Source organism: Streptomyces sp. E-08 (genome assembly GCF_049913095.1).
Classification (GTDB): Bacteria; Actinomycetota; Actinomycetes; order Streptomycetales; family Streptomycetaceae; genus Streptomyces.
The window spans coordinates 2274713-2296490 of the sequence record NZ_CP183971.1 but is presented as its reverse complement, the minus strand read 5'-3'; the positions used below and the strand labels follow the sequence as shown (position 1 = coordinate 2296490).

General features: G+C 70.6%; 15 protein-coding genes, 1 tRNA gene and 1 pseudogene. 7 read left to right on the top strand and 10 right to left on the bottom strand.

Annotation, left to right across the window (positions count from 1 at the left end; all coding sequences use genetic code 11):
* Window positions 1-23: 23 nt before the first annotated feature.
* Window positions 24-1403 carry a pyridoxal phosphate-dependent decarboxylase family protein gene (locus ACN9MM_RS10490; protein WP_426363362.1) on the top strand — a complete coding sequence of 460 codons (1380 nt, stop codon included), beginning with the start codon at window positions 24-26 and terminating at the stop codon, window positions 1401-1403.
* Window positions 1400-2812 carry a lysine N(6)-hydroxylase/L-ornithine N(5)-oxygenase family protein gene (locus ACN9MM_RS10485; RefSeq protein WP_383665291.1) on the top strand — a complete coding sequence of 471 codons (1413 nt, stop codon included), beginning with the start codon at window positions 1400-1402 and terminating at the stop codon, window positions 2810-2812. The genes ACN9MM_RS10490 and ACN9MM_RS10485 overlap by 4 nt, the downstream gene beginning before the upstream one ends.
* A 4-nt stretch (window positions 2813-2816) precedes the next feature.
* On the opposite strand, the gene ACN9MM_RS10480 is transcribed toward ACN9MM_RS10485, so the two are convergent.
* Window positions 2817-4619, bottom strand: coding sequence for a bifunctional metallophosphatase/5'-nucleotidase (locus tag ACN9MM_RS10480; RefSeq protein WP_426363361.1), 1803 nt, complete (start codon window positions 4617-4619; stop codon window positions 2817-2819).
* Window positions 4620-4776: 157 nt separating this feature from the next.
* Between ACN9MM_RS10480 and ACN9MM_RS10475 the strand changes: the two genes are divergently transcribed.
* Entirely contained in the window at window positions 4777-5460 is a 684-nt protein-coding gene (locus tag ACN9MM_RS10475) for an SIMPL domain-containing protein (RefSeq protein WP_426363360.1), read from the top strand.
* 146 nt (window positions 5461-5606) lie between these two features.
* Window positions 5607-7034, top strand: coding sequence for a pyruvate kinase (pyk, locus tag ACN9MM_RS10470; RefSeq protein ID WP_426363359.1), 1428 nt, complete (start codon window positions 5607-5609; stop codon window positions 7032-7034).
* A 3-nt stretch (window positions 7035-7037) separates the two neighbouring features.
* Here pyk and ACN9MM_RS10465 read toward each other — a convergent pair whose 3' ends face one another.
* Both ACN9MM_RS10465 and ACN9MM_RS10460 read right to left on the bottom strand, forming a co-directional pair.
* Window positions 7038-7826, bottom strand: a complete 789-nt coding sequence (locus ACN9MM_RS10465; protein WP_426363358.1) for a helix-turn-helix domain-containing protein — start codon at window positions 7824-7826, stop codon at window positions 7038-7040.
* Window positions 7827-7910: 84 nt separating this feature from the next.
* Window positions 7911-7993 (bottom strand) — tRNA-Leu (locus ACN9MM_RS10460).
* Window positions 7994-8086: 93 nt separating this feature from the next.
* Between ACN9MM_RS10460 and ACN9MM_RS10455 the strand changes: the two genes are divergently transcribed.
* Complete coding sequence (locus ACN9MM_RS10455) at window positions 8087-8740, top strand: ANTAR domain-containing response regulator (RefSeq protein WP_309052391.1); 654 nt, start codon at window positions 8087-8089, stop codon at window positions 8738-8740.
* Between the two features lie 72 nt (window positions 8741-8812).
* Here ACN9MM_RS10455 and ACN9MM_RS10450 read toward each other — a convergent pair whose 3' ends face one another.
* The 7 genes from ACN9MM_RS10450 to ACN9MM_RS10420 all read right to left on the bottom strand — a co-directional run bounded on the left by ACN9MM_RS10450 (window position 8813) and on the right by ACN9MM_RS10420 (window position 18101).
* Complete coding sequence (locus ACN9MM_RS10450; RefSeq protein ID WP_382859428.1) at window positions 8813-9529, bottom strand: ABC transporter ATP-binding protein; 717 nt, start codon at window positions 9527-9529, stop codon at window positions 8813-8815.
* A complete protein-coding gene (locus ACN9MM_RS10445; protein ID WP_426363357.1) occupies window positions 9526-10551 on the bottom strand; it encodes an ABC transporter ATP-binding protein in 1026 nt (341 codons plus the stop codon). Before ACN9MM_RS10445 ends, ACN9MM_RS10450 begins: the two co-directional genes overlap by 4 nt.
* Window positions 10552-10554: 3 nt before the next feature.
* Window positions 10555-12396 (bottom strand): branched-chain amino acid ABC transporter permease, encoded by a 1842-nt coding sequence (locus ACN9MM_RS10440; protein WP_426363356.1) that lies wholly within the window; start codon window positions 12394-12396, stop codon window positions 10555-10557.
* A complete protein-coding gene (locus tag ACN9MM_RS10435; protein ID WP_426363355.1) occupies window positions 12393-13322 on the bottom strand; it encodes a branched-chain amino acid ABC transporter permease in 930 nt (309 codons plus the stop codon). Before ACN9MM_RS10435 ends, ACN9MM_RS10440 begins: the two co-directional genes overlap by 4 nt.
* 136 nt (window positions 13323-13458) lie before the next feature.
* Window positions 13459-14691, bottom strand: a complete 1233-nt coding sequence (locus ACN9MM_RS10430; protein WP_382859438.1) for a branched-chain amino acid ABC transporter substrate-binding protein — start codon at window positions 14689-14691, stop codon at window positions 13459-13461.
* 545 nt (window positions 14692-15236) lie between these two features.
* On the bottom strand, window positions 15237-15740 hold the full coding sequence (locus ACN9MM_RS10425; RefSeq protein WP_426363354.1) for a hotdog fold thioesterase: 504 nt from the start codon (window positions 15738-15740) through the stop codon (window positions 15237-15239).
* A 78-nt stretch (window positions 15741-15818) separates the two neighbouring features.
* A complete protein-coding gene (locus ACN9MM_RS10420; RefSeq protein ID WP_426363353.1) occupies window positions 15819-18101 on the bottom strand; it encodes an FdhF/YdeP family oxidoreductase in 2283 nt (760 codons plus the stop codon).
* 122 nt (window positions 18102-18223) lie between these two features.
* Between ACN9MM_RS10420 and polA the strand changes: the two genes are divergently transcribed.
* The gene (polA, locus tag ACN9MM_RS10415) at window positions 18224-20935 is read left to right on the top strand and encodes a DNA polymerase I (protein WP_426363352.1); all 2712 of its coding nucleotides are present in this window, start codon (window positions 18224-18226) and stop codon (window positions 20933-20935) included.
* Between the two features lie 114 nt (window positions 20936-21049).
* Window positions 21050-21739 (top strand): annotated as a pseudogene (locus ACN9MM_RS10410) (serine hydrolase); the annotation flags it as partial.
* Window positions 21740-21778 lie beyond the last annotated feature (39 nt).

Here is a 21778-nt window from a genome sequence, read left to right as displayed (position 1 = left end):
CGGTGACCGCCACCCTGTCGTCCATGCGTGCCGCACCCCCGCCCCTCGCCGCCGACCCCGTCGCCCTCAGCCGTCTCCTGGGCACCGCCCTCGACGCCCTTCGGGAAGGGGCCGGGGTCAGGGGCGGGCCGCTGCCCGCCGGGGGGCCGGCGGCCGTGGCCCGACGGGTGGCGGGGCTCGGGGACGTGCTCCCCGAGACCGGCAGCGGCCCCGACGAGGCCCTCCGCACCATCGTCCAGGTCCTCGCCGAGGGCGCCGCCGACCCCGCCCACCCGCTCTGCGCCGCGCACCTCCACACCCCGCCCCTCGCGCTCGCCGCCGCCGCCGACCTGGCGGCCTCCGCACTGAACCCGTCCATGGACTCGTGGGACCAGGCGCCCGCGGCCTCCGCCCTGGAGGCGGCGGTCACGGCGGCCCTCGCCGCCGAGGTCTTCCCCGGCACGGAGAACCCCGACGCGCTCGTCACCACCGGCGGCACCGAGTCCAACCAGCTGGCGCTGCTCCTCGCCCGGGAGCGGCACGGCGCGGGCCTGCGGACCGTCGTCGGGGCCAACGCCCACCACTCCCTCCGCCGCGCCGCCTGGCTCCTCGGCCTGCCCGCGCCGCTCACCGTGCCCACCCCGGACGGCACCATGGCCCCGGCCGCCCTCGCCGGGGTCCTCGCCCGTACGGAGGGGCCCGTCCTGGTCGCCGCCACCGCCGGTACCACCGACGAGGGCCTGATCGACCCGCTGCCCGCGCTCGCGGACGTCTGCGCGGCCCACGGCGCGGAGCTCCACGTGGACGCGGCGTACGGCGGGCCCGTCCTCTTCAGCCGCACCCACCGCCCCCTCCTCGACGGCCTCGACCGGGCCCGAACCGTCACCGTCGACCTGCACAAGCTCGGCTGGCAGCCGGCCGCGGCGGGACTCCTCGCCGTACGCGCCGCCGACGACCTCGCCGTCCTCGGCCACACCGCCGACTACCTCAACGCCGACGACGACACCGAGGCCGGTCTCCCCGACCTCCTCGGCCGCTCCCTGCGCACCACCCGCCGCCCCGACGTCCTCAAGACCGCCGTCACCCTCCGCGCCCTCGGCCGCACCGGCCTCGGCGCGCTCGTCGACACGTGCACGGACCTCGCCCAGGAACTCGCCGGCCTGGTGGAGAAGGACCCACGACTCGAACTGCGCGCCCGCCCCACCCTCACCACCGTCCTCTTCCGGCCGGCCGGCGCCGCCGACGAGACCGTCGCGGCGATCCGCCGCACCCTCCTCGCCGAGGGCCGCGCCGTCCTCGGCCGCGCCGTGGCCGACGGCCGCCTCTGGCTCAAGGCCACCCTGCTCAACCCCCACACCACCCCCGGCGACCTGGCCCAGATCCTCACCCTCGTGACCCTCGCGGAAGGCAGCACGCACCGATGACCGGCAGCACCCCCCAGCAGGACCTCGATCAGCCCCACGACCTGGTGGGCGTCGGCATCGGCCCCTTCAACCTCTCCCTCGCCGCCCTCGCGCACGGCGTCCCCGGCGGCTTCGCCGCCACCTTCTACGAGCAGCGGCCCGCCTTCCACTGGCACCCCGGACTCCTCCTCGACGGCGCCACGCTCCAGGTGCCCTTCCTGGCCGACCTCGTGACCCTCGCCGACCCGGCGAGCCCCTGGTCCTTCCTCAACTACCTGAAGACCCGCGAGCGCCTCTTCCCCTTCTACTTCGCCGAGAAGTTCCACATCCAGCGCGCCGAGTACGACGCCTACTGCCGCTGGGTCAGCGAGCGGCTGCCCGGACTCCAGTTCGGCCACCAGGTCGACTCCGTCCGCTGGAACCCGGAACGGCGCCTGTTCGAGGTGGACTTCACCCAGCTCGACCCGGAGGGAGAGGCCGAGGCCCTGGGCCGCGCCTACACCCGGAACGTCGTCCTGGGCGTCGGCACCGAGCCGTACGTCCCCGAGCCGCTCCGCCCGCTCGCCGACGCCCCCGGCGTCCCGGTGATCCACTCCGCCGACTACCTGACCCACCGCGAGACGCTGCTGCGGGCCGGGCACGTCACCGTCATCGGCTCCGGCCAGTCCGGCGCCGAGGTCTTCCTCGACCTGCTGCGGGCCCGCCCCGCCGGAGCCGAGCGGATCCACTGGCTGGCCCGTACCGAGGCCTTCGCCCCCATGGAGTACTCCAAGCTCGGCCTGGAGCACTTCACCCCGGACTACACCCGCTACTTCCACGCCCTTCCCGAGCCGGTGCGGGGCGAACTCATGCCCCGCCAGTGGCAGCTGCACAAGGGCATCGACGCGGACACCATCGCCGCCATCCACGACGAGCTCTACCGCCGCACCCTGCACGGCGGCTGGCCGGACGCCGTGCTGACCCCGGGTGTCCGGGTCCGCACCGCAGGCCGGGTCGCCACCACCCAGGTCGAACTGCACCTGGAGCACGTCCAGGAGGGCAGCCGCTCCCGGCTCACCACCGACGCCGTCGTCCTCGCGACGGGCTACCGGGAGCGGCCGGTGGACCGGATGCTCGCCGGCCTCGACCCCTACCTGCGTCACGACTCCGCCGGGCGCCCCCGGATCGACGAGCGGTACCGGTTGGTCCTCGACCCCTCCGTCACCGGCTCCGTGTACGTACAGAACGCCGAGCGCCACACCCACGGCGTCGGCGCCCCGGACCTGGGCCTGGCGGCCTGGCGCAGCGCGACCATCCTCAACTCGGTCACCGGCAAGGAGCCGTACCCGCTGCCGCGCCGCACCGCCTTCACCCGCTTCGGTCTGGAGACGCGAGAGGCGCCGAGCATCCCGGCCCAGGACCGGAAGCTGACGCCCCTCGTGCAGCACTGACCCGCTAGAAGACCGAGACGCCGTCCCGGGTCAGCTTCCAGTCCACCGACGCGAAGGTGCCCGGGTCCACCGTCCCCCTGGCCTTCACCCACTGGATGATGGTGTTGCGGATCTCGTCAGAGTTGGCCCACAGCTGCTGGGCGCCCGCGACGTGCGGGAACGCACCGCCGCCGCTCGCCCGGTAGTTGTTCACCGCGAGGACGAACTTCGCCGCCGGGTCGAGCGGCCTGCCCTCGAAGGACAGGCCGGTGATCCGCTGACCGACCGGCTTCGCGATGTCGATGTCGTACGTCAGGCCGGACACGGAGTCGTAGTTGTAGTCCGGCGTGGCGTCCGCGTTCGTGAGCTTCGCGGTGTCGACGGGCGCGCCCGCCGGGGTCTGGACGTAGTACTTCGCCGAGTACTCCAGGTAGTCCTTCAGCTGGGCGCCCGTCAGGAGACGCGCCTCCAGGGTGTTCTCGAACGGGTAGAGGCCGGCGGCGTCCTTGATGCTGATCTCGCCGGCCGGGATCCGGGCCGTGCGCGAGAAACAGGAGGCCTGCGAGAGCACCGGCAGGGCGGCGTACGCGCCGCCCGCGAGGGCCGCCTTCACCGTCTCGGCCTGGACGACGTTGATCAGGTCGATGATCGGCTCGTCCTTCCACGGCGCGTCGGCCGTGGTCATGGCCGCCGTGGACGTGCCGATGACCTGGTTGACGTACGCCACGACCTTCTTGTGCTCGTCCGCGAGCAGACCGGTGATCTCCGGGTCCTCGGCGACCGTGTTGGAGTTGAGGACCTGCGCGCCGGCCTTCTCGACCACCCAGCGGCCCTTCTCCCACACCAGGTCGAAGTCGAAGAGGGTGAGGCGCTGGCCCCACTTCAGCGGCTCGGACAGGACGACGTCCTTGCCGGTCTCCTTGTTCTTCACCCGGTACTCGGGGATCTCGGTGTGCGCGTGGCCGACGAGGATCGCGTCGATGCCCGGCACCTGCTCGGCGACGAGCCCGGCCGCGTTCTCGATGTACGGGAGCTGGTCACCGTACGAGGACGTGCCGCTGGAGCCGGAGTGGGCCGACACGATCACGACGTCGGCGCCCATGGAGCGCAGCTTCGGCACCCACTTCGCGGCCTGCTCCTCCAGGCCGGGGAAGACCATCCTGCCGCTGACGTTCGCCTTGTCCCAGATGGCGATGCCCGGGTTGGTCAGACCCAGGACCGCGACCCTGACGTCCTTGCCGTGCGGGGTGCACAGGCGGTGCATGCTGTACGGGGCGAAGGCCGGGCGCAGGGTCTTGGCGTCGAGCGCGTTCGCGCCGAGCAGCGGGAAGTCGCACTGCTCCTCGAACTTCCGCAGGACCGGGATGCCGTAGTTGAACTCGTGGTTGCCGAGCGCGGCGGCGTCGTACCCGATGGCGTTCATGGCCTGGGCCATGGGGTGGACGGGGCCGCGGCGGGCGGTGATCGGGTCGACCTTGGCGTAGTAGTAGGACAGCTGGGTGCCCTGGATGGTGTCGCCGGCGTCGATGAGCAGGGTGTTGCGGCGGCCCTTCGCGGCGCGGACCTGGTCGACCAGGGTGGAGATCTTGGCGAGGCCGACGTCGTTGTGCGCCTTGTCGTCGAACTCCTTGTCCGTGAAGTAGTCCCAGTTGAAGACGTTGCCGTGCAGGTCGGTGGTGCCCATCACGGTGAACGAGTACCGCTTCTGCGGACGCGGGCGGCCGTGGCCGTCGTGGGCCTCGGCGGGAACGGCGACTGCTCCGGCGACGGCCACTCCGGCCCCGGCGGCGGCCGAGCGCTCCAGGAACGTCCTGCGGTTCAGCGGCATCTGATTTCTCCCCTTTGGTTCTGTGGCGCAGGCGCCGACCGTGGCGCACAACGCGCGTAGATTCTGGCTCAGACGGCACGTCGGCAACAGACCTTTCGGGTTACGGAGTGGGAAAGTGTTCGGTGGACGATCGCTGCCGAACACGGAGGACTCAGACGTGACACACGCACACGGGACCCCGGACGCGCCCCAGGTGACGGTGCGTGGGGAGGGTCGCCTGGACGTCGAGCCGGAGCTCGCCCGGATCTGGGTGACCGTCTCCGCGCGCGGTACGGACCGCGCGGAGACGCTCGCCGACCTCACCCGCCGCAACACGCGGGTGCTCGACCTGGTCAAGGCGCTCGGCGACGCGGTCGAGAAGCTGGAGACGGGGAGCTTCTCGCTCTCCCCGGAGCTGACCAGGAAGGGGCGCGGCGAGCGGGTCCACGCCTATACGGGCCGGGTGCGGGTGGCGGCGGAGCTGACCGACTTCACCGCGCTCGGCGAGCTGGTGACCCGGCTCGCGGACCTGGAGATGACGAGCGTCGACGGTCCGTGGTGGGAGCTGCGGCCGGCCTCGCCGGCGTACGCGGAGGCGCGCCGGCTCGCGGTCGAGGAGGCCGTGCAACGGGCGCGTGCCTACGCGGAGGCGCTCGGCACCTCGCTCTCCTCACTCCTCGAACTGTCGGACGCGGGTCTCGACCGGGGCCCGATGCCGAGGCGCGCCGGGTTCGGCGCGGCGACGGTGGCCTTCTCGGCGGAGGCAGCCGGCGAGGCGCCGCCGCTGGACCTCGAACCGCAGCGGCAGACGGTGACGGCCGAGGTGGTGGCACGGTTCACGATGCGGGCGCCCGCACTCTGAGACGGGCGCGCCGGGGGCGCTGAATTCGCTCATCGGAGCACCCCGGCGCACAGATTCAAGACTTGTCAACAACCTTTCACGGAAAGGTTGTTGAGTAGTCATGCCCAGCCAATTTCCTACTGGTGGGTAAGGCCTAGGCTCGACTCATGCGCCGAGCGAAAATCGTTTGTACCCTTGGGCCCGCCACCGAAACATACGACCAGATCAAGGCGTTGATCGAGGCCGGAATGGACGTGGCCCGCTTCAACCTCAGCCACGGCGGCTACGCCGACCACGAGAAGCGATACCAGCACGTTCGCGAGGCCGCCGACGAGACCGGCCGCAGCGTCGGTGTCCTCGCCGACCTTCAAGGCCCGAAGATCCGCCTCGGCCGCTTCCGCGAGGGGCCGGTACTCCTTGAACGCGGCGACGAGTTCACCATCACCGTCGAGCCGACGGAGGGCGACCGCCACTGCTGTGGGACGACCTACTCCGGCCTCGCGGAGGACGTGAACGCCGGCGAGCGCATCCTCGTCGACGACGGCCGCGTCACCCTGGAGGTCACCTCCGTCGACGGCCCCCGCGTGCACACCACGGTGATCGAGGGCGGCATGGTCTCCGACCACAAGGGCCTCAACCTGCCCGGTGTCGCCGTCTCCGTCCCCGCGCTCTCCGAGAAGGACATCGAGGACCTGCGCTGGGCGCTGCGCATCGGCGCCGACGTCATCGCCCTCTCCTTCGTCCGCAGCGCGCAGGACATCGACGACGTGCACCGCATCATGGACGAGGAGGGCCGCCGGCTCCCCGTCATCGCCAAGATCGAGAAGCCGCAGGCCGTCGAGAACATCGAGGAGATCGTCGCCGCCTTCGACGGCATCATGGTCGCCCGCGGCGACCTGGGCGTCGAGATGCCGCTGGAGCAGGTGCCGATCGTCCAGAAGCGCGCGGTGAAGCTGGCCAAGCGCAACGCCAAGCCGGTCATCGTCGCCACCCAGATGCTCGACTCGATGATCGACAATTCCCGCCCCACGCGCGCCGAGGCGAGCGACGTGGCGAACGCGGTCATCGACGGCACCGACGCCGTGATGCTCTCCGGCGAGACCAGCGTCGGCCGCTTCCCGATCGAGACGGTCCGCACCATGAGCCGGATCGTCGAGGCCGCGGAGGAGGACGTCCTCGCCAAGGGCCTCCCGCCCCTCACCGATCGCAACAAGCCCCGGACCCAGGGCGGCGCCGTGGCCCGCGCGGCCGCCGAGATGGGCGACTTCCTGGGCGCCAAGTTCCTGGTGGCCTTCACCCAGTCCGGCGACACCGTCAAGCGGCTCTCCCGCTACCGCTCGCCGATCCCGCTCCTCGCCTTCACCCCGGACCCGGCGACCCGTTCGCAGCTCAACCTCACCTGGGGCGTCGAGACCTTCCTCGGCCCGCACGTGGACTCCACCGACGCGATGGTGGCCCAGGTCGACGAGGAGCTGCTGCGGATCGGCCGCTGCCGGCCGGGCGACATCGTGGTCATCACGGCGGGCTCCCCGCCGGGCGTCGCGGGCTCCACGAACCTGGTCCGCGTGCACCACATCGGCGAGTCGCTGTCGTAGGGGTCAGTGCTTGGGGCCGACGTGCAGGTCCATGAGGGCGACGGATGCCTTGCGGGCGACGGAGATGTTCTGCGCGGTGCGCGACTGGTTCGCGGACTTCCACTCGACGCCGACGCGGTCGAGGGCGTCCGTGAAGAGCCCGATGATGTCGGCGGACGAGTTGGTGAAGAAGTAGCGGGGGTACTCGTACCGCTTCCGCTCGCCGCCTATGAGCCGGGTCGTCCAGTTCGTGATCCGGCTCCCGTCGGAGTGGACGAGCCCTCGGATGAAGTCCCACGGGTGCAGGCCGACGATCTCCTGCTGCCAGGCTTCGAGCACGATGCGCCGCTCGTGCTTCCTGCCGGGTCCGTGCTGCGGGAACAGGCATGTGAGGTGCTTGGAATAGATCTTGACCTCCGAGCACCCCTGCCGCTGGACCTTCGATGCGTGATTGCCGGGCAGTACGGATTGCATGGCCTGCACGCAGGCGTCGATGAGACCCGGCCAGCTGTCGGTGCACGAGACGGAGAGGCTCGGAACCCGCATCGCTCGGCTGTGGGCGATGTGGCCGTCACCGAGGTAGAGCCCCAGCAGATACGCGTACGCGACCTCGTCGAGCTCACGCCCGTCGCACCGTGGACACGAGGGGTTGTGCCTACCTGGGCACTCGTCCCGCTTCGCACGGTCCTTGTGCTTCCAGTAGCTGATGGTGCCCTGCGGGACGTTGAGCTTGCGGGCCACGTCCGCGTTCCTGGTGCCGTCGCGCAGCAGTGCGAGTGCTCGCTGCCGGACTTCTGTGCTGTGGAAGTTCATGCGATTACCCTGTGCAACGAAACGTCGCCGTGTGCAGCAAAAAGCGGACATTCACACGAAGGTGAACGTCCGCTTCAGAAGCTGTGCCGGGTGCGGGACTCGAACCCGCAAGCCCTCGCGGGCAGATGTGTTTGAGACATCCGTGTATGCCATTCCACCAACCCGGCAGATCGCCAATCGGAGTGTACCCGGTCACTGGTCCGGCCAGCAGCTAGGTAGGCTTCTTGATGCAGCGCACTGCCCCGCAACGAGGAGCCCCCGTGACCGCCCCCGAGTCGCCCCAGCCCGCCGACGACGCCGAGGCGTCGCACGTCCCGCCGCTGACGACCCGCGTCGTCATCGCCGAGGACGAGGCCCTCATCCGCCTCGACCTCAAAGAGATGCTGGAGGAAGAGGGCTACACGGTCGTCGGCGAGGCCGGAGACGGAGCCACGGCCGTCGAGCTCGCCCGCGAGCACCGCCCCGACCTCGTCATCCTCGACGTCAAGATGCCCGTCCTCGACGGCATCTCCGCCGCCGAGAAGATCGCCGGCGAGTCCATCGCCCCGGTCCTCATGCTGACCGCCTTCTCGCAGCGCGAGCTCGTCGAGCGGGCGCGGGACGCCGGCGCCATGGCGTACCTGGTGAAGCCGTTCAGCAAGAGCGACGTCGTGCCGGCCATCGAGATGGCGGTCTCCCGCTTCGCCGAGCTCCGCGCCCTGGAGAAGGAGGTCGCCGACCTCTCCCAGCGCCTGGAGACCCGCAAGCTCGTCGACCGCGCCAAGTCGATCCTCCAGACCCAGTACGGCCTGACGGAGCCGGCGGCCTTCCGCTGGATCCAGAAGACCTCCATGGACCGCCGCATGTCGATGCAGCAGGTCGCCGAGGCCGTCATCGAGGACGCCGAGGAGAAGAAGGCGGCCAAGGGGCAGTAACCGCCGCCCCCGCCCCGTACACGAGAAGGCCCGCCCCACGGCTCTGTGGGGCGGGCCTTCGGTTCGTGGTGCTCAGTCCTCGCCGAGGTACGCCTTGCGGACGGACTCGTCGTGGAGCAGGTTCTGCCCCGTGCCCGAGAGCACGATCTTGCCGATCTCCATGACGTGACCCTGGTCCGCCAGGGCGAGCGCGGCCTGGGCGTTCTGCTCGACGAGCAGGATCGTGGTGCCCTGGGCCTTCAGTTCGGCGATCGTCGCCATGATCTTCTGCATCATGATCGGCGAGAGACCCATGGAGGGCTCGTCGAGCATGAGCAGCTTCGGCTGCGACATCAGCGCCCGGCCCATGGCGAGCATCTGCTGCTCACCGCCGGAGAGCGTGCCCGCGGCCTGCTTGCGACGCTCGCCCAGGATGGGGAAGAGGTCGTAGGCGCGCTGGACGTCCTTGGCGATGCCGGGGGCGTCCTTCCGGAGGAAGGCACCGAGGAGGAGGTTCTCCTCGATCGTCATCCGGGGGAAGATGTGCCGGCCCTCGGGGGAGTGGGCCAGACCCAGCGAGACGATCTTGTGCGCGGGGATCTTGCGGAGGGACTTGCCCTCGAACTTGATCTGCCCGCCGACCGGCTTGAGGAGTCCCGAGAGGGTCCGCAGGGTGGTGGTCTTCCCGGCGCCGTTGGTGCCGATGAGGGTGACGACCTCACCGGCGTCGACGGAGAAGGAGATGCCCTTGACGGCCTCGATCTTTCCGTAGGCGACGCGCAGGTCCTCGACTTCGAGCAGTGCGGTCATGCGTCGTTCTCCTTGCCCGAAGCAGAGTCGTGCTTGGTGTCCTCCGAGGGCGCCTCGTCGGACTCTTCGGCTGCCGGGGCGGCGTCCGAGGGGGCCGCGTCGGCCGGAGCCTCGTCGGTCTCGGACGTCTCGTCGGCCTCGGGGGCCTCCGTGGCTTCCTCGGCTTCCTCGGTCTCCTCCGCCGCCGGAGCCGCCGCGGGGGCCGCCTCCGACTCGACCGGCTCGCCCAGGTACGCGGCGATGACGCGCTCGTCGCCCTGGACGGTCGCGCTGTCGCCCTCGATCAGCTTCTGGCCCTGGACGAGCACGGCGACCCGGTCGCAGAGGTTGAAGATGAACCGCATGTCGTGCTCGATGACCAGCACGGCGACGCCCATGTCCCGGATCTTGAAGATGAGTTCCTCCGCCGCCCGCGTCTCCTGCGGGTTCATGCCGGCGGTGGGCTCGTCGAGCAGGATCAGGCCGGGGTCGCTCGCGAGGGCGCGGGCGATCTCCAGCTTGCGCTGCTCTCCGTAGGGGAGGTTCTTGGCGAGGTGCTGCGCCTTGTCCTGGAGTCCGATGAACTCCAGGAGCTCCATGGCCCGCTGCTCGGCCTCGGCCTCGGTCTTCTTGAAGCCGGGCAGGCGGAGCAGCGCGGCCCAGAGGCCCTGCTTCATCCGGGTGTGGCGTCCGACGAGGACGTTCTCCAGGACGGTCATGTTGTGGAAGAGCCGGATGTTCTGGAACGTCCGGGCGATACCCGCGTCGGTGACCTTGAAGGACGTGGGCGGCAGGACCTTGCCCTTGTACCGGACCTCACCCTCGGTGGGGATGTAGAGACCGGTGAGGCAGTTGAAGAAGGTGGTCTTGCCGGCGCCGTTGGGGCCGATGAGACCGACGATCTCGCCGCTGTTCACGGTGAGGTTCACGTCGCGCACGGCGGTGAGGCCGCCGAACCGCATGGTGACCCCGCGTGCGTCGAGCACGGGCGTGCCGGCGGCCGTCTCCGTGGCCGTCTCGGCCTGGTTGGTGGTGGTCGTCATGGTTCAGGCACCTGCCTTGGCGAGCGTGGCGGGCGTCTCGTCCTTCTCGTGGAACTCCAGCTGGTTGCGCCGGTTGGCGATGATGCCCTCCGGGCGGAAGCGCATGAGCAGGATCAGCGCGACGCCGAAGGCGAAGAGCTGGTACTCGCCCATGAACTGCAGCTTGTTCGGGATGAGGAAGAGCAGGGACGCGCCGACCAGGGGGCCGCTCATGGTGCCCATGCCGCCGAGGACGACGGCCGCGAGCAGGAAGGCGGAGTTGGGCGGGATGGGACCGGCGAAGAGGTACTGCTCCGGGGTCACCGTGTAGGTGACGTGGGCCTGCACGGTGCCGGCGAGGCCGGCGAGGGAGGCGCCGAGCGCGAAGGCGATGAGCTTGACCCGGAAGCCGTTGATGCCCATGGCGAGGGCCGCGGTCTCGTCCTCGCGGATGGCGACCCAGGCGCGGCCGATGCGGGAGTTGCCGCTGCGCCGGAAGACCAGCACGACGACCGCCATGATCAGCAGCATCAGGAAGAAGTAGTTCGCGAAGCGGCCGATGGTGAAGCCGGCGATCGAGTGCTCGGCGCCGAAGTCGAACCCGAACATGCTCAGGTTCGGGATGGACGCGATGCCGTTGGAGCCGTTGGTGATGTCGGGACCGGAGGTGCCGTCGGTGTTCATCACGGCGATGCGGAAGATCTCACCGAAGCCGAGCGTGACGATGGCGAGGTAGTCGCCCCGCAGGCGCAGGGTCGGGGCGCCGATGAGGACACCGAAGACGAGAGCGGCTCCCGCGCCGACCAGGATGGCGGCCCAGAAGGGGAAGTGCACGCCGAACGGGGAGGTGGGGGCGCCCGAGACGAGGGCCGCCGCGTAGGCGCCGACGCCGAGGAAGGCGACGTAGCCGAGGTCGAGGAGACCGGCGAGGCCGACGACGATGTTCAGGCCCAGGGCGACCGTGGCGAAGATCAGGATGTAGACGCCGAGCGTCGCGTACTGGTCGTCGGTCTGGGTGAAGGGGAAGAGCGCCGCGGCGGTGAACGCGCCCGCGATGGACAGGTTCTGGTGCTTGCCGGTGAGCTGCGTGGCCTGCGCGATGAGACCCGACTTGCTGACCGCGGCGAAGCCGAGGCCGGCGGTGATCAGGAAGCCGAGGAACAGCTCGTCGTACTCGGTGCCGACACCGTAGGTGAAGACGCCGAGCGCCACGGCGAGGACGCCCGCGATGATCAGGATCTCGAGGGAGGAGTGCATCGTGGGCAGTCGGCGCACCGGGCCGGTGCCGGCGAAGGCCCCCTTGAAGTTGGTCCAGCTGTTGCCCGCGCGGTGCTTGAACTGGTCCCAGCCGGTGTCCTCGGGGTCCACCGGCAGCGTCTTCGGCCGCTCGAAGGGGAGGGCGAGGGCGCCGAGGAGGGCGAGCAGGGTGGCGAGTGCGACGACCGCGCCGCCCGGCTCCAGGTTGACCGGGCCGCCGAGCTCGACGCTGATGGCGCCGACCGTGAACCAGGCGGTGCCGAAGGTGGCGAGTGCGGCGAGCTTGAGGGCCGCGTCACCGCCGGCCGGGGTCAGCCAGCGGGTGCCCTTGACGCCGTACGACGAGAGGGCGAAGAGGGTGGTGAGCAGGCCGAGGACCAGGACCTGCATCTGGAGGCCGGCGGGGGAGCCGTAGAACGTGAGGTCGCCCGGGAACGTGGGCGTCCAGGTCCAGGCGAGGAAGCAGCTGGCGATCGTGAGGACGCCGCCGCCCAGGGTGAGGGCGCGGGCGATCCGGGCCGGCACGAAGCCGATGAGACCGGTGGCCTCTGCCGACTCGGGCGCCGCGGGCGCCGTCGTGTTCTCGGAGATGGTGGTCATGGTGCTCACGCCCTGTCCGCGACGCGCTCGCCGAGGAGGCCTTGTGGCCGGGCGAGGAGTACGACGATGAGGAGTACGAAGGCCCAGACGTCGGCCCAGGACTGGCCGCCGAGCTGATCCATACCGGGGATGTGGCTGATGTACGCCGTCGCCATGGTCTCGGCGACACCGAGGACCACTCCGCCGATCATGGCTCCGTAGATGTTGCCGATGCCGCCGAGGACGGCGGCCGTGAAGGCCTTGAGTCCGAGGAGGAAGCCCATCTTGTAGTCGACGACGCCGTACTTGAGGCCGTAGGCGACGGCGCCGACGGCGGCCATGGCGGCGCCGAGGGCGAACGCGATCACGATGATCCGGTCGGTGTTGACGCCCATGAGCTTCGCGGTGTCCGGGTCCTGCGCCGTGGCCTGCATGCCGCGGCCGACGCGGGTCCGCATGACGAAGAAGGCGAGGACGGCCATGCAGATCGGGGCGGCGATGAGGAGGAAGACGTCGCCGGTCTGGATGGTGACCGGGCCGAGCTCGATCGGGCCGCCGGGGATCTGCGGGAAGGTCCGGGCGGACTTCGCCTCCGGGTACCACACCCACACCGCGTACTGCAGGGCGAGCGAGAGACCGATGGCCGTGATGAGCGGGGCGAGGCGGGGGCCACCGCGCAGGGGGCGGTAGGCGAACCGTTCCGCTCCGATGGCTATGGTCGTCGCGACGACCACGGCACCGATGATCATGACGGGCAGCGCGACCCACATGCTGGTGCCGCCGGGCAGGATGAGCCAGACCGTGAGCGCCCCGAAGCCGCCGGTCATGAAGATCTCGCCGTGGGCGAAGTTGATGAGCTGGACGATGCCGTAGACCATCGTGTAGCCGACGGCGACGAGCCCGTACATGGATCCCAGTAGCAGGCCGTTGACCAGCTGCTGCGGCAGTTCGTTCACCGCATTGTCCTCCGAGACTTTCGACGGATGTGACACCGCGCGGGGCGCCTGGTGCGGCCCCCCGCGCGGTGAAAGTGGTGCTGAGTGGTACTGAGTGCTGCTGAGTGGTGCGTGGTGCTGAACGTGGTGCTGGGGATCAGCCGCCGAAGGTGCCGGACTTGACCGGCTTGAAGGCACCGCCCGTGACCTTGTAGACGGTCAGCTGCTTGTTGGTGGTGTCACCGAACTCGTCGAAGGCGACCTTGCCGGTCACACCCTCGAAGGAGACGCCCTGCATGGCCTCGACGACCTTGGCGCGCTCGGGGACCTTGCCGCCGTTGCCCTCGGTGGCCTTCTTGACGGCCTCGATGATGGCCCAGGTGGAGTCGTACGCGTAGCCGCCGTAGGCCTCGTAGGCCTCCTTGTAGCCCTTGGCCTTGTAGTTGGCCAGGAAGTCCTTGGCGGACGGGAGGGTCTCGATCGGCGAACCGACGGAGGTGGCGATGTCGCCCTCGGCCGCCGGGGCGCCCGCGAGCTTGACGTACTCGGGGCTGAAGATCGCGTCACCGCCGACGACGGTGACCTTCGCGCCGGCCTCCTTGATCTGCTTGGCCAGCGGGCCGGCGGCCGGGTACTCGCCACCGTAGTAGACGACGTCGGCGCCGGAGCTCTTCACCTTGGTCGCGACCGCGGAGAAGTCCTTGGTGTCGGGGTTGATGTGCTCGGTGCCGAGGACCTTGCCGCCGAGCTTCTCGAACTCGCCCTTGAAGGTGCCCGCGAGGCCGGCGCCGTAGGTCTTCTTGTCGTCGATGATGAAGGCCTTGGTCTTCTTGGCCTCCTTGACGACGTACTGCGCGGCGAACGGGCCCTGGATGGCGTCCGTGGTCGCGGTGCGGAAGTAGGCCTTGTAGCCGCGCTTCTTGTCACCGGAGGCCCAGTTGGCGCCCTGGCTCAGCGACGGGTTGGTGTTGGCCGGGGAGACCTGCACCAGCTTGGCGTCGTCGAAGACCTTCTGCATCGACTCGGACACCGAGGAGTTCAGCGGGCCGACGACACCGAGGACGGCCTTGTCGGCGACGAACTTGGTGGCGTTCTGCTGACCGGCGGAGGGCTGCGCCTGGTCGTCCAGGGACTCCAGCTTGAAGGTCACGCCCTTGACGTAGGCCTTCTCGTTGGCCGTCTTGACCGCGAGGTCGGCCGAGTTCTTGATGCCGAGGCCGAGGGCGGACAGCTCACCCGTGAGCGGGGCGTCGAGACCGATGGTGACGGTGACGTTGCCGTTGTCGCCGTTCTCGGCGCCGCCCTTGTCGTCACGCGAACCACAGGCGGTGAGCGTGAGCGCTCCCGCGGTGACCGCGGTGGTGAGTATGAGCAACGAACGGTTTCGCACGAAGGGTCCTTTCCCTGGCGCGGCCCCCTCGGAATGAGGCGGTGCCGTGAAGCAGCGGAGCGAGGGGTGCCGTTTTGGAACGCCGGGCCGTACTGGGTTGGTACAGGGCCGTGCAGTAGGACGCGCCCGGCGGCGCGGTGACTGGCGGTGACTCTAAGCGCAGGTGGGGAGGGTCGGGGAGCGGCGAGGTCAGGATGTGACTGTCTTGTTATGCCGACGGGGAAAGAGTGTGCGCGCCGACTGGGAAAACCGGGGCATAGGGGTCTGTAATGCGGTGTTCACATACTGAGAACGCGCAGTTCCGCTAAGGGGCTTGAGTGAATCTTGGTCCTGTCGCACCGCTCCCGCGACTCTCCGGATATCGGACAGTGGCAGAAACCTGAGCGGACGAAACGGCTCGCGCCCTTTCCTCTTTTCCACATGGTGCGAAGATCACGGAGAGTGATGAGGAGTGGGGTAGGGGACGGGGGCGAGGGGCAGGGGCGAGGAACGCCGAAGGGGCGGCACCCGTGGGTGCCGCCCCTTCGTGGTTCGTCCGTCGCGCGTCAGGCGCCCGTGACCGCCCCCGGCTCCGGGAGGTTCCCGGCGTCCTTGGCGGTGACCTCGCGCAGCAGGCAGGTCAGCCGCGCCGAGCAGACCCGCCTGCCCTGCTCGTCGCTGATCACGATCTCGTACGTGGCGGTGGTCCGCCCGCGGTGCACCGGGGTCGCCACACCCGTCACCAGGCCGCTGCGCACCCCGCGGTGGTGGGTGCAGTTGAGGTCGACGCCGACGGCGATCTTCGAGACCCCGCCGTGCAGCATCGAGCCGACGGAGCCCAGCGTCTCGGCGAGCACCGCGGAGGCGCCGCCGTGCAGCAGCCCGTACGGCTGCGTGTTGCCCTCCACCGGCATCGTGCCGACGACCCGGTCGGCCGAGGCCTCCAGGATCTGCACGCCCATCCGGTTCCCGAGGTGCCCGGCCGAGAAGAGCGCCGGGAGGTCGACGCCCAGCGCCGCGTACTCGTCGATGACCTCCTGCGGGAACTTCACGTGCTGCTGCTCACCCATGGGCCCGGCTCCGTTCGTCTTCGTACGGCTGCGTGTCGCGTCCGGCACTTGTCGCGTCGCGACCGCCTGAGCAAACGCTTAGGCGGACTGTGATTGTTCCAGACGCACGATCACGGACTTGCTCGCGGGGGTGTTGCTGACGTCCGCCGTCGACTCCAGCGGGACCAGGACGTTCGTCTCCGGGTAGTAGGCCGCCGCACACCCCCGGGACGTCGGGTAGTGCACCACCCGGAAGCCGGGCGCCCGCCGCTCGGTGCCGTCCGTCCACTCGCTCACCAGATCCGCGTACGCCCCGTCCTCGAAGCCGAACGCCGCCGCGTCCTCGGGGTGCAGCAGCACCACCCGGCGGCCGCCCTTGATGCCCCGGTAGCGGTCGTCCAGGCCGTAGATCGTGGTGTTGTACTGGTCGTGCGAGCGCAGCGTCTGCAGCAGCAGCCGGCCCTCGGGCACCCTCGGGTACTCGACGGGCGCGGCCGTGAAGTTGGCCTTGCCGGTCTTCGTGGGGAAGCGGCGCTCGTCGCGCGGGCCGTGCGGCAGCGCGAAGCCCCCCGGGCTCGCCGCGAGACGGGCGTTGAAGTCCTGGAAACCGGGCACCACGCGCGCGATGCGGTCCCGGATCGTGGCGTAGTCCGCCTCGAACTCCTCCCAGGGCGTGGCCGATCCGTCGCCGAGGACGGCCCGGGCCATCCGCGCCACGATCGCCGGCTCGGACAGCAGGTGCGGGCTCGCCGGCGGCAGATTGCCCCGGGAGGCGTGCACCAGGCTCATCGAGTCCTCGACGGTCACGAACTGCTTGCCGCTCTTCTGCACGTCCTTGTCGGTGCGGCCGAGTGTCGGCAGGATCAGCGCGCGCGTGCCCGTCACCGCGTGCGAGCGGTTCAGCTTCGTCGAGACGTGCACGGTCAGGCGCGCGTTCCGCATGGCCGCCTCCGTCACCTCCGTGTCCGGCGTCGCCCCCACGAAGTTGCCGCCCATCGCGAAGAACACCTTCGCCTCGCCGTCCCGCAGCGCCTGGATCGAACGCACCACGTCGAAGCCGTGGTGGCGCGGCGAGACGATCCCGAACTCCTTGTCCAGGGCGTCGAGGAAGGCGGGCGCGGGGCGCTCGAAGATGCCCATCGTGCGGTCGCCCTGCACGTTCGAATGGCCGCGCACCGGACACACGCCCGCGCCGGGACGCCCTATGTTCCCGCGCAGGAGCAGGAGGTTGACCACCTCGCGGATGGTCGGCACGGAGTGCTTGTGCTGGGTCAGACCCATCGCCCAGCAGACGATGGTCCGCTCCGAGGCGAGCACCATCTCCAGGGCCCGCTCGATCTCGGAGCGCCCGAGACCGGTCGCGGCGAGCGTCTCGTCCCAGTCGGCCGCCTTCGCCGCCGCCGCGAACTCCTCGTATCCGTGGGTGTGTTCGCGTACGAATTCCTCGTCGACCGCCCCGGCCGTCTCCAGGACCAGCTTGTTCAGGAGCCGGAAGAGGGCCTGGTCGCCGCCGATCCGGATCTGGAGGAAGAGGTCCGTGAGCGCCGCGCCCCTGAGCATGCCCTGCGGGGTCTGCGGGTTCTTGAAGCGCTCCAGGCCCGCCTCCGGCAGCGGGTTCACCGAGATGATCCGGGCGCCCGAGGCCTTCGCCTTCTCCAGGGCCGACAGCATGCGCGGATGGTTCGTCCCCGGGTTCTGCCCGGCCACGATGATCAGGTCCGCCCGGTGCAGGTCCTCCAGGGAGACGCTGCCCTTGCCGATCCCGATCGTCTCCGTCAGCGCCGAGCCCGAGGACTCGTGGCACATGTTGGAGCAGTCCGGCAGGTTGTTCGTGCCGAACTCGCGGGCGAAGAGCTGGAGCAGGAACGCCGCCTCGTTGCTCGTACGCCCCGAGGTGTAGAAGAGCGCCTCGTCGGGGGAGGACAGGGCCCGCAGCTCCTCCGCGATGATCGCGAACGCCCGCTCCCAGGTCACCGGCTCGTACCGCTCGCCGCCCTCCGCGAGCAGCATCGGCTGCGTGATGCGGCCCTGCTGGCCCAGCCAGTAACCGCTGCGGGTCGCGAGATCGGCCACCGGATGCGCGGCGAAGAACTCCGGGGTCACCCGGCGCAGCGTCGCCTCCTCGGCGACCGCCTTCGCACCGTTCTCGCAGAACTCCGCCACATGCCGCTTGTCGCCCTCCGGCCAGGCGCAGCCGGGACAGTCGAACCCGTCCTTCTGATTGACCTTGAGCAGGGTCCGCGCGGTGCGCCGCAGGCCCATCTGCTCCTGCGCGATCCGCAGCGTGTGCCCGATGGCGGGCAGGCCGGCTGCGGCGTGCTGCGGCTCCGTGACCTGCGGTGCGTCCTGGACCGGGTCACCGGCGGGCGGCTTGCTGACCATCGCGCTCTCCCTTGAGCGGTAATCCTTCGGCGTACGTCTCCGATCCTGTCACGCGGCACCGACGGACCGGCACCCCGACCGGTGTGGACGGGATTGTCAGCGGGCCGTGGCAGGATCGTCGTGTGGCCGAGACAGCATCGAAGAACCCCGCAGACACCCGCCCCCGCCTGCTCCTCATGGACGGGCACTCGCTCGCGTACCGGGCGTTCTTCGCGCTGCCCGCGGAGAACTTCACCACCGCGACCGGACAGCCGACGAACGCGATCTACGGGTTCGCCTCGATGCTGGCGAACACGCTGCGCGACGAGGCCCCCACCCACTTCGCGGTGGCGTTCGACGTCTCCCGCAAGACCTGGCGGTCCGAGGAGTTCCCGGAGTACAAGGCGAACCGCTCGAAGACCCCCGACGAGTTCAAGGGACAGGTCGAGCTGATCGGCGAGGTCCTCGACGCGATGCGCGTGCCGCGCTTCGCCGTCGACGGCTTCGAGGCCGACGACATCATCGCCACCCTCACCACCCAGGCCGAGGCCGAGGGCTTCGACGTCCTGATCTTCACCGGCGACCGGGACTCCTTCCAGCTGGTCTCCGACCGGACCACCGTGATCTACCCCATCAAGGGCGTCTCCGAGGTGACCCACTACACCCCGGAGAAGGTCCAGGAGAAGTACGGTCTGAGCCCCTCGCAGTACCCCGACTTCGCCGCCCTGCGCGGCGACCCGTCCGACAACCTGCCGAGCATCCCCGGCGTCGGCGAGAAGACCGCCGCCAAGTGGATCAACCAGTTCGGCTCCTTCGCCGAGCTCGTCGAGCGCGCGGACGAGGTCAAGGGCAAGGCCGGGCAGAACCTCCGGGACCACCTGGAGTCGGTGAAGCTCAACCGCCGCCTGACGGAGATGGTCCGGGACGTCGAGCTGCCGAAGACCGTCACCGACCTCGCGCGCGAGCCGTACGACCGCACGGCCCTCGCCCTCGTCCTCGACACCCTGGAGATCCGCAACCCCTCGCTGCGCGAGCGGCTCCTCGCCGTCGACCCGGGCGCCGCCGAGGAGGCCCCGCCCGCCCCCGCCGCGGGCATCGAGCTCGACTTCACCGTCCTCGGCGCCGGAGAGCTCGCCCCCTGGCTCGCCGAGCACGGCACCGAGCCCCTCGGCATCGCCACCGTCGACAGCTGGGCCCTCGGCACCGGGAACGTCGCCGAGGTCGCCCTCGCCGCCGCCGGGGGAGCCGCCGCCTGGTTCGACCCCAGCACCCTCGACGAGGTCGACGAGCGGGCCTGGGCCGCATGGATCTCCGACGCCGGGCGGCCGAAGGTCATGCACAACGCCAAGGGCGCCATGCGGGTCTTCCCCGAGCACGGCTGGAGCATCGCGGGCGTCACCATGGACACCGCCCTCGCCGCCTACCTGGTCAAGCCCGGCCGGCGCTCCTTCGCCCTCGACGCGCTCACCGTCGAGTACCTCCACCGCGAGCTCGCCCCGGCCGCCGCCGCCGACGGCCAGCTCGCCTTCGGCGCCGACGACACCGCCGAGGCCGAGGCCCTCATGAGCCAGGCGCGCGCCGTCCTCGACCTCGGCGGGGCCTTCGAGGAGCGGCTCGGCGAGGTCGGCGCCCGCGAGCTCCTCCACGAGGTCGAGCTCCCCACCTCCGCCCTCCTCGCCCGCCTGGAGCGGCACGGCATCGCCGCCGACCGCGACCACCTGGAGGCCATGGAGCAGCAGTTCGCCGGCGCCGTGCAGCAGGCCGTGAAGGAGGCCCACGCCTCCGTCGGCCACGAGTTCAACCTCGGCTCGCCCAAGCAGCTCCAGGAGGTCTTCTTCGGCGAGCTGAACCTGCCGAAGACCAAGAAGACCAAGACCGGGTACACGACGGACGCCGACGCGCTCGCCTGGCTGGCCGGCCAGACCGAGCACGACCTGCCGGTGATCATGCTCCGCCACCGCGAGCAGGCCCGTCTGCGCTCCACCGTCGAAGGCCTGATCAAGACCGTCGCCGCCGACGGCCGCATCCACACCACCTTCAGCCAGACGGTCGCCGCGACCGGCCGCCTCTCCTCGACCGACCCGAACCTGCAGAACGTGCCGGTGCGGACCGACGAGGGCCGCGCCATCCGGCACGGCTTCGTCGTCGGCGAGGGCTTCGACGCCCTCATGACCGCCGACTACAGCCAGATCGAGCTGCGCGTCATGGCCCACCTCTCCGAGGACGAGGGCCTCATCGAGGCCTTCGCCTCCGGCGAGGACCTGCACACCACCGTCGCCTCCCAGGTCTTCGGTGTCGAGCGGTCCGCCGTCGACGCCGAGATGCGCCGCAAGATCAAGGCCATGTCGTACGGCCTGGCCTACGGCCTGTCGGCGTTCGGCCTCTCGCAGCAGCTGAACATCGACCCGGGCGAGGCCCGCGGCCTGATGGACACCTACTTCGAGCGCTTCGGCGGGGTACGGGACTACCTGCGCCGCGTCGTCGACGAGGCCCGCGCCACCGGGTACACCGAGACGATGCTGGGCCGCCGCCGCTACCTCCCGGACCTCAACAGCGACAACCGGCAGCGCCGCGAGGCCGCGGAGCGCATGGCGCTCAACGCCCCCATCCAGGGCACGGCCGCGGACATCGTCAAGGTCGCCATGCTCAACGTCGACCGGGCGCTGACCGAGGCGGGCCTCGCCTCCCGGATGCTCCTCCAGGTCCACGACGAAATCGTGCTCGAACTCGCCCCCGGCGAGCGCGAGCCGGTCGAGGCCCTGGTCCGCGAGCAGATGTCGGCCGCCGCCGACCTCCGCGCCCCCCTGGACGTCTCGGTGGGCGTCGGCCCGAACTGGGACTCGGCGGCACACTGACCCGACCCGTCGTGGGCAGTCGTTCCGCGGGACGGCTGCCCGCACGGGGGCGGTGTGCGCCAGGTGGACCAGTCGGAGGGCGGCCCGGGCACCCGCCTCCCAAGACTGGGAGGCATGATCCGCCGCTCCCACCTCTCCACCTGCGCCCTCGTCGGCGCCCTCCTCGGCGCGTCGGTCACCGCATGCCCCCGGCCCGCCGAGGCCCACGCGGCGCCCGCACTCTGCACCTCGCCCCGCGAGCCCGCCCTCGCCGCCCGGCTGTCCCGGGACATCGCGGAGGCGCTCAAGGGCCGTGAGAGCACGGTCTCCCTCGCGGTCCACGACCCCGGGCGCGGCCTGCGCTGCCGACTGACCGACACCCTCGCGTACGACTCCGCCAGCATCGTCAAGGTCCTGATCATGCAGGCGGTCCTCGGGCGCGCGGAGGAGCTGGGCCGGGCGCCCACCCGGCCGGAGGCGCGGCGGCTGAAGGCGATGATCACCCGCTCGGACAACAAGGCCGCCACCGAGCTGTGGAACGGACTGTCCCGGGCCCGGCTGAAGAGGGTGCTGCGGGAGGCCGGCGCGGGGGACACCGTCCTCGGCCACGCCGGCTACTGGGGGCTCACCCGCACCACCGCACGCGACCAACTCGCCCTTCTCGCCGCGGTCTCCCGCCGTGCCGAGGCCCTGTCCCTGATGGGGCAGGTCGTTCGGGAACAGGCCTGGGGAGTCTCCGCGGGCGCGCCCCGCACGGTCAAGGTCCACCTCAAGAACGGCTGGCTGCCCCGCGCGACCCACGCCTGGCGCGTCCACAGCATCGGCATCGTGCGCCCGGCGACCACCGCGACGGCCCCGGGCACG

What these genes read in the sequence shown, in the direction of transcription:
- ACN9MM_RS10490 (WP_426363362.1), top strand. Translation starts at nt 24, where the DNA reads ATGCGTGCCGCACCCCCGCCCCTCGCCGCCGACCCCGTCGCCCTCAGC.
- ACN9MM_RS10485 (WP_383665291.1), top strand. Translation starts at nt 1,400, where the DNA reads ATGACCGGCAGCACCCCCCAGCAGGACCTCGATCAGCCCCACGACCTG.
- ACN9MM_RS10480 (WP_426363361.1), bottom strand. Translation starts at nt 4,619, where the DNA reads ATGCCGCTGAACCGCAGGACGTTCCTGGAGCGCTCGGCCGCCGCCGGG.
- pyk (WP_426363359.1), top strand. Translation starts at nt 5,607, where the DNA reads ATGCGCCGAGCGAAAATCGTTTGTACCCTTGGGCCCGCCACCGAAACA.
- ACN9MM_RS10465 (WP_426363358.1), bottom strand. Translation starts at nt 7,826, where the DNA reads ATGAACTTCCACAGCACAGAAGTCCGGCAGCGAGCACTCGCACTGCTG.
- ACN9MM_RS10450 (WP_382859428.1), bottom strand. Translation starts at nt 9,529, where the DNA reads ATGACCGCACTGCTCGAAGTCGAGGACCTGCGCGTCGCCTACGGAAAG.
- ACN9MM_RS10445 (WP_426363357.1), bottom strand. Translation starts at nt 10,551, where the DNA reads ATGACGACCACCACCAACCAGGCCGAGACGGCCACGGAGACGGCCGCC.
- ACN9MM_RS10425 (WP_426363354.1), bottom strand. Translation starts at nt 15,740, where the DNA reads ATGGGTGAGCAGCAGCACGTGAAGTTCCCGCAGGAGGTCATCGACGAG.
- ACN9MM_RS10420 (WP_426363353.1), bottom strand. Translation starts at nt 18,101, where the DNA reads ATGGTCAGCAAGCCGCCCGCCGGTGACCCGGTCCAGGACGCACCGCAG.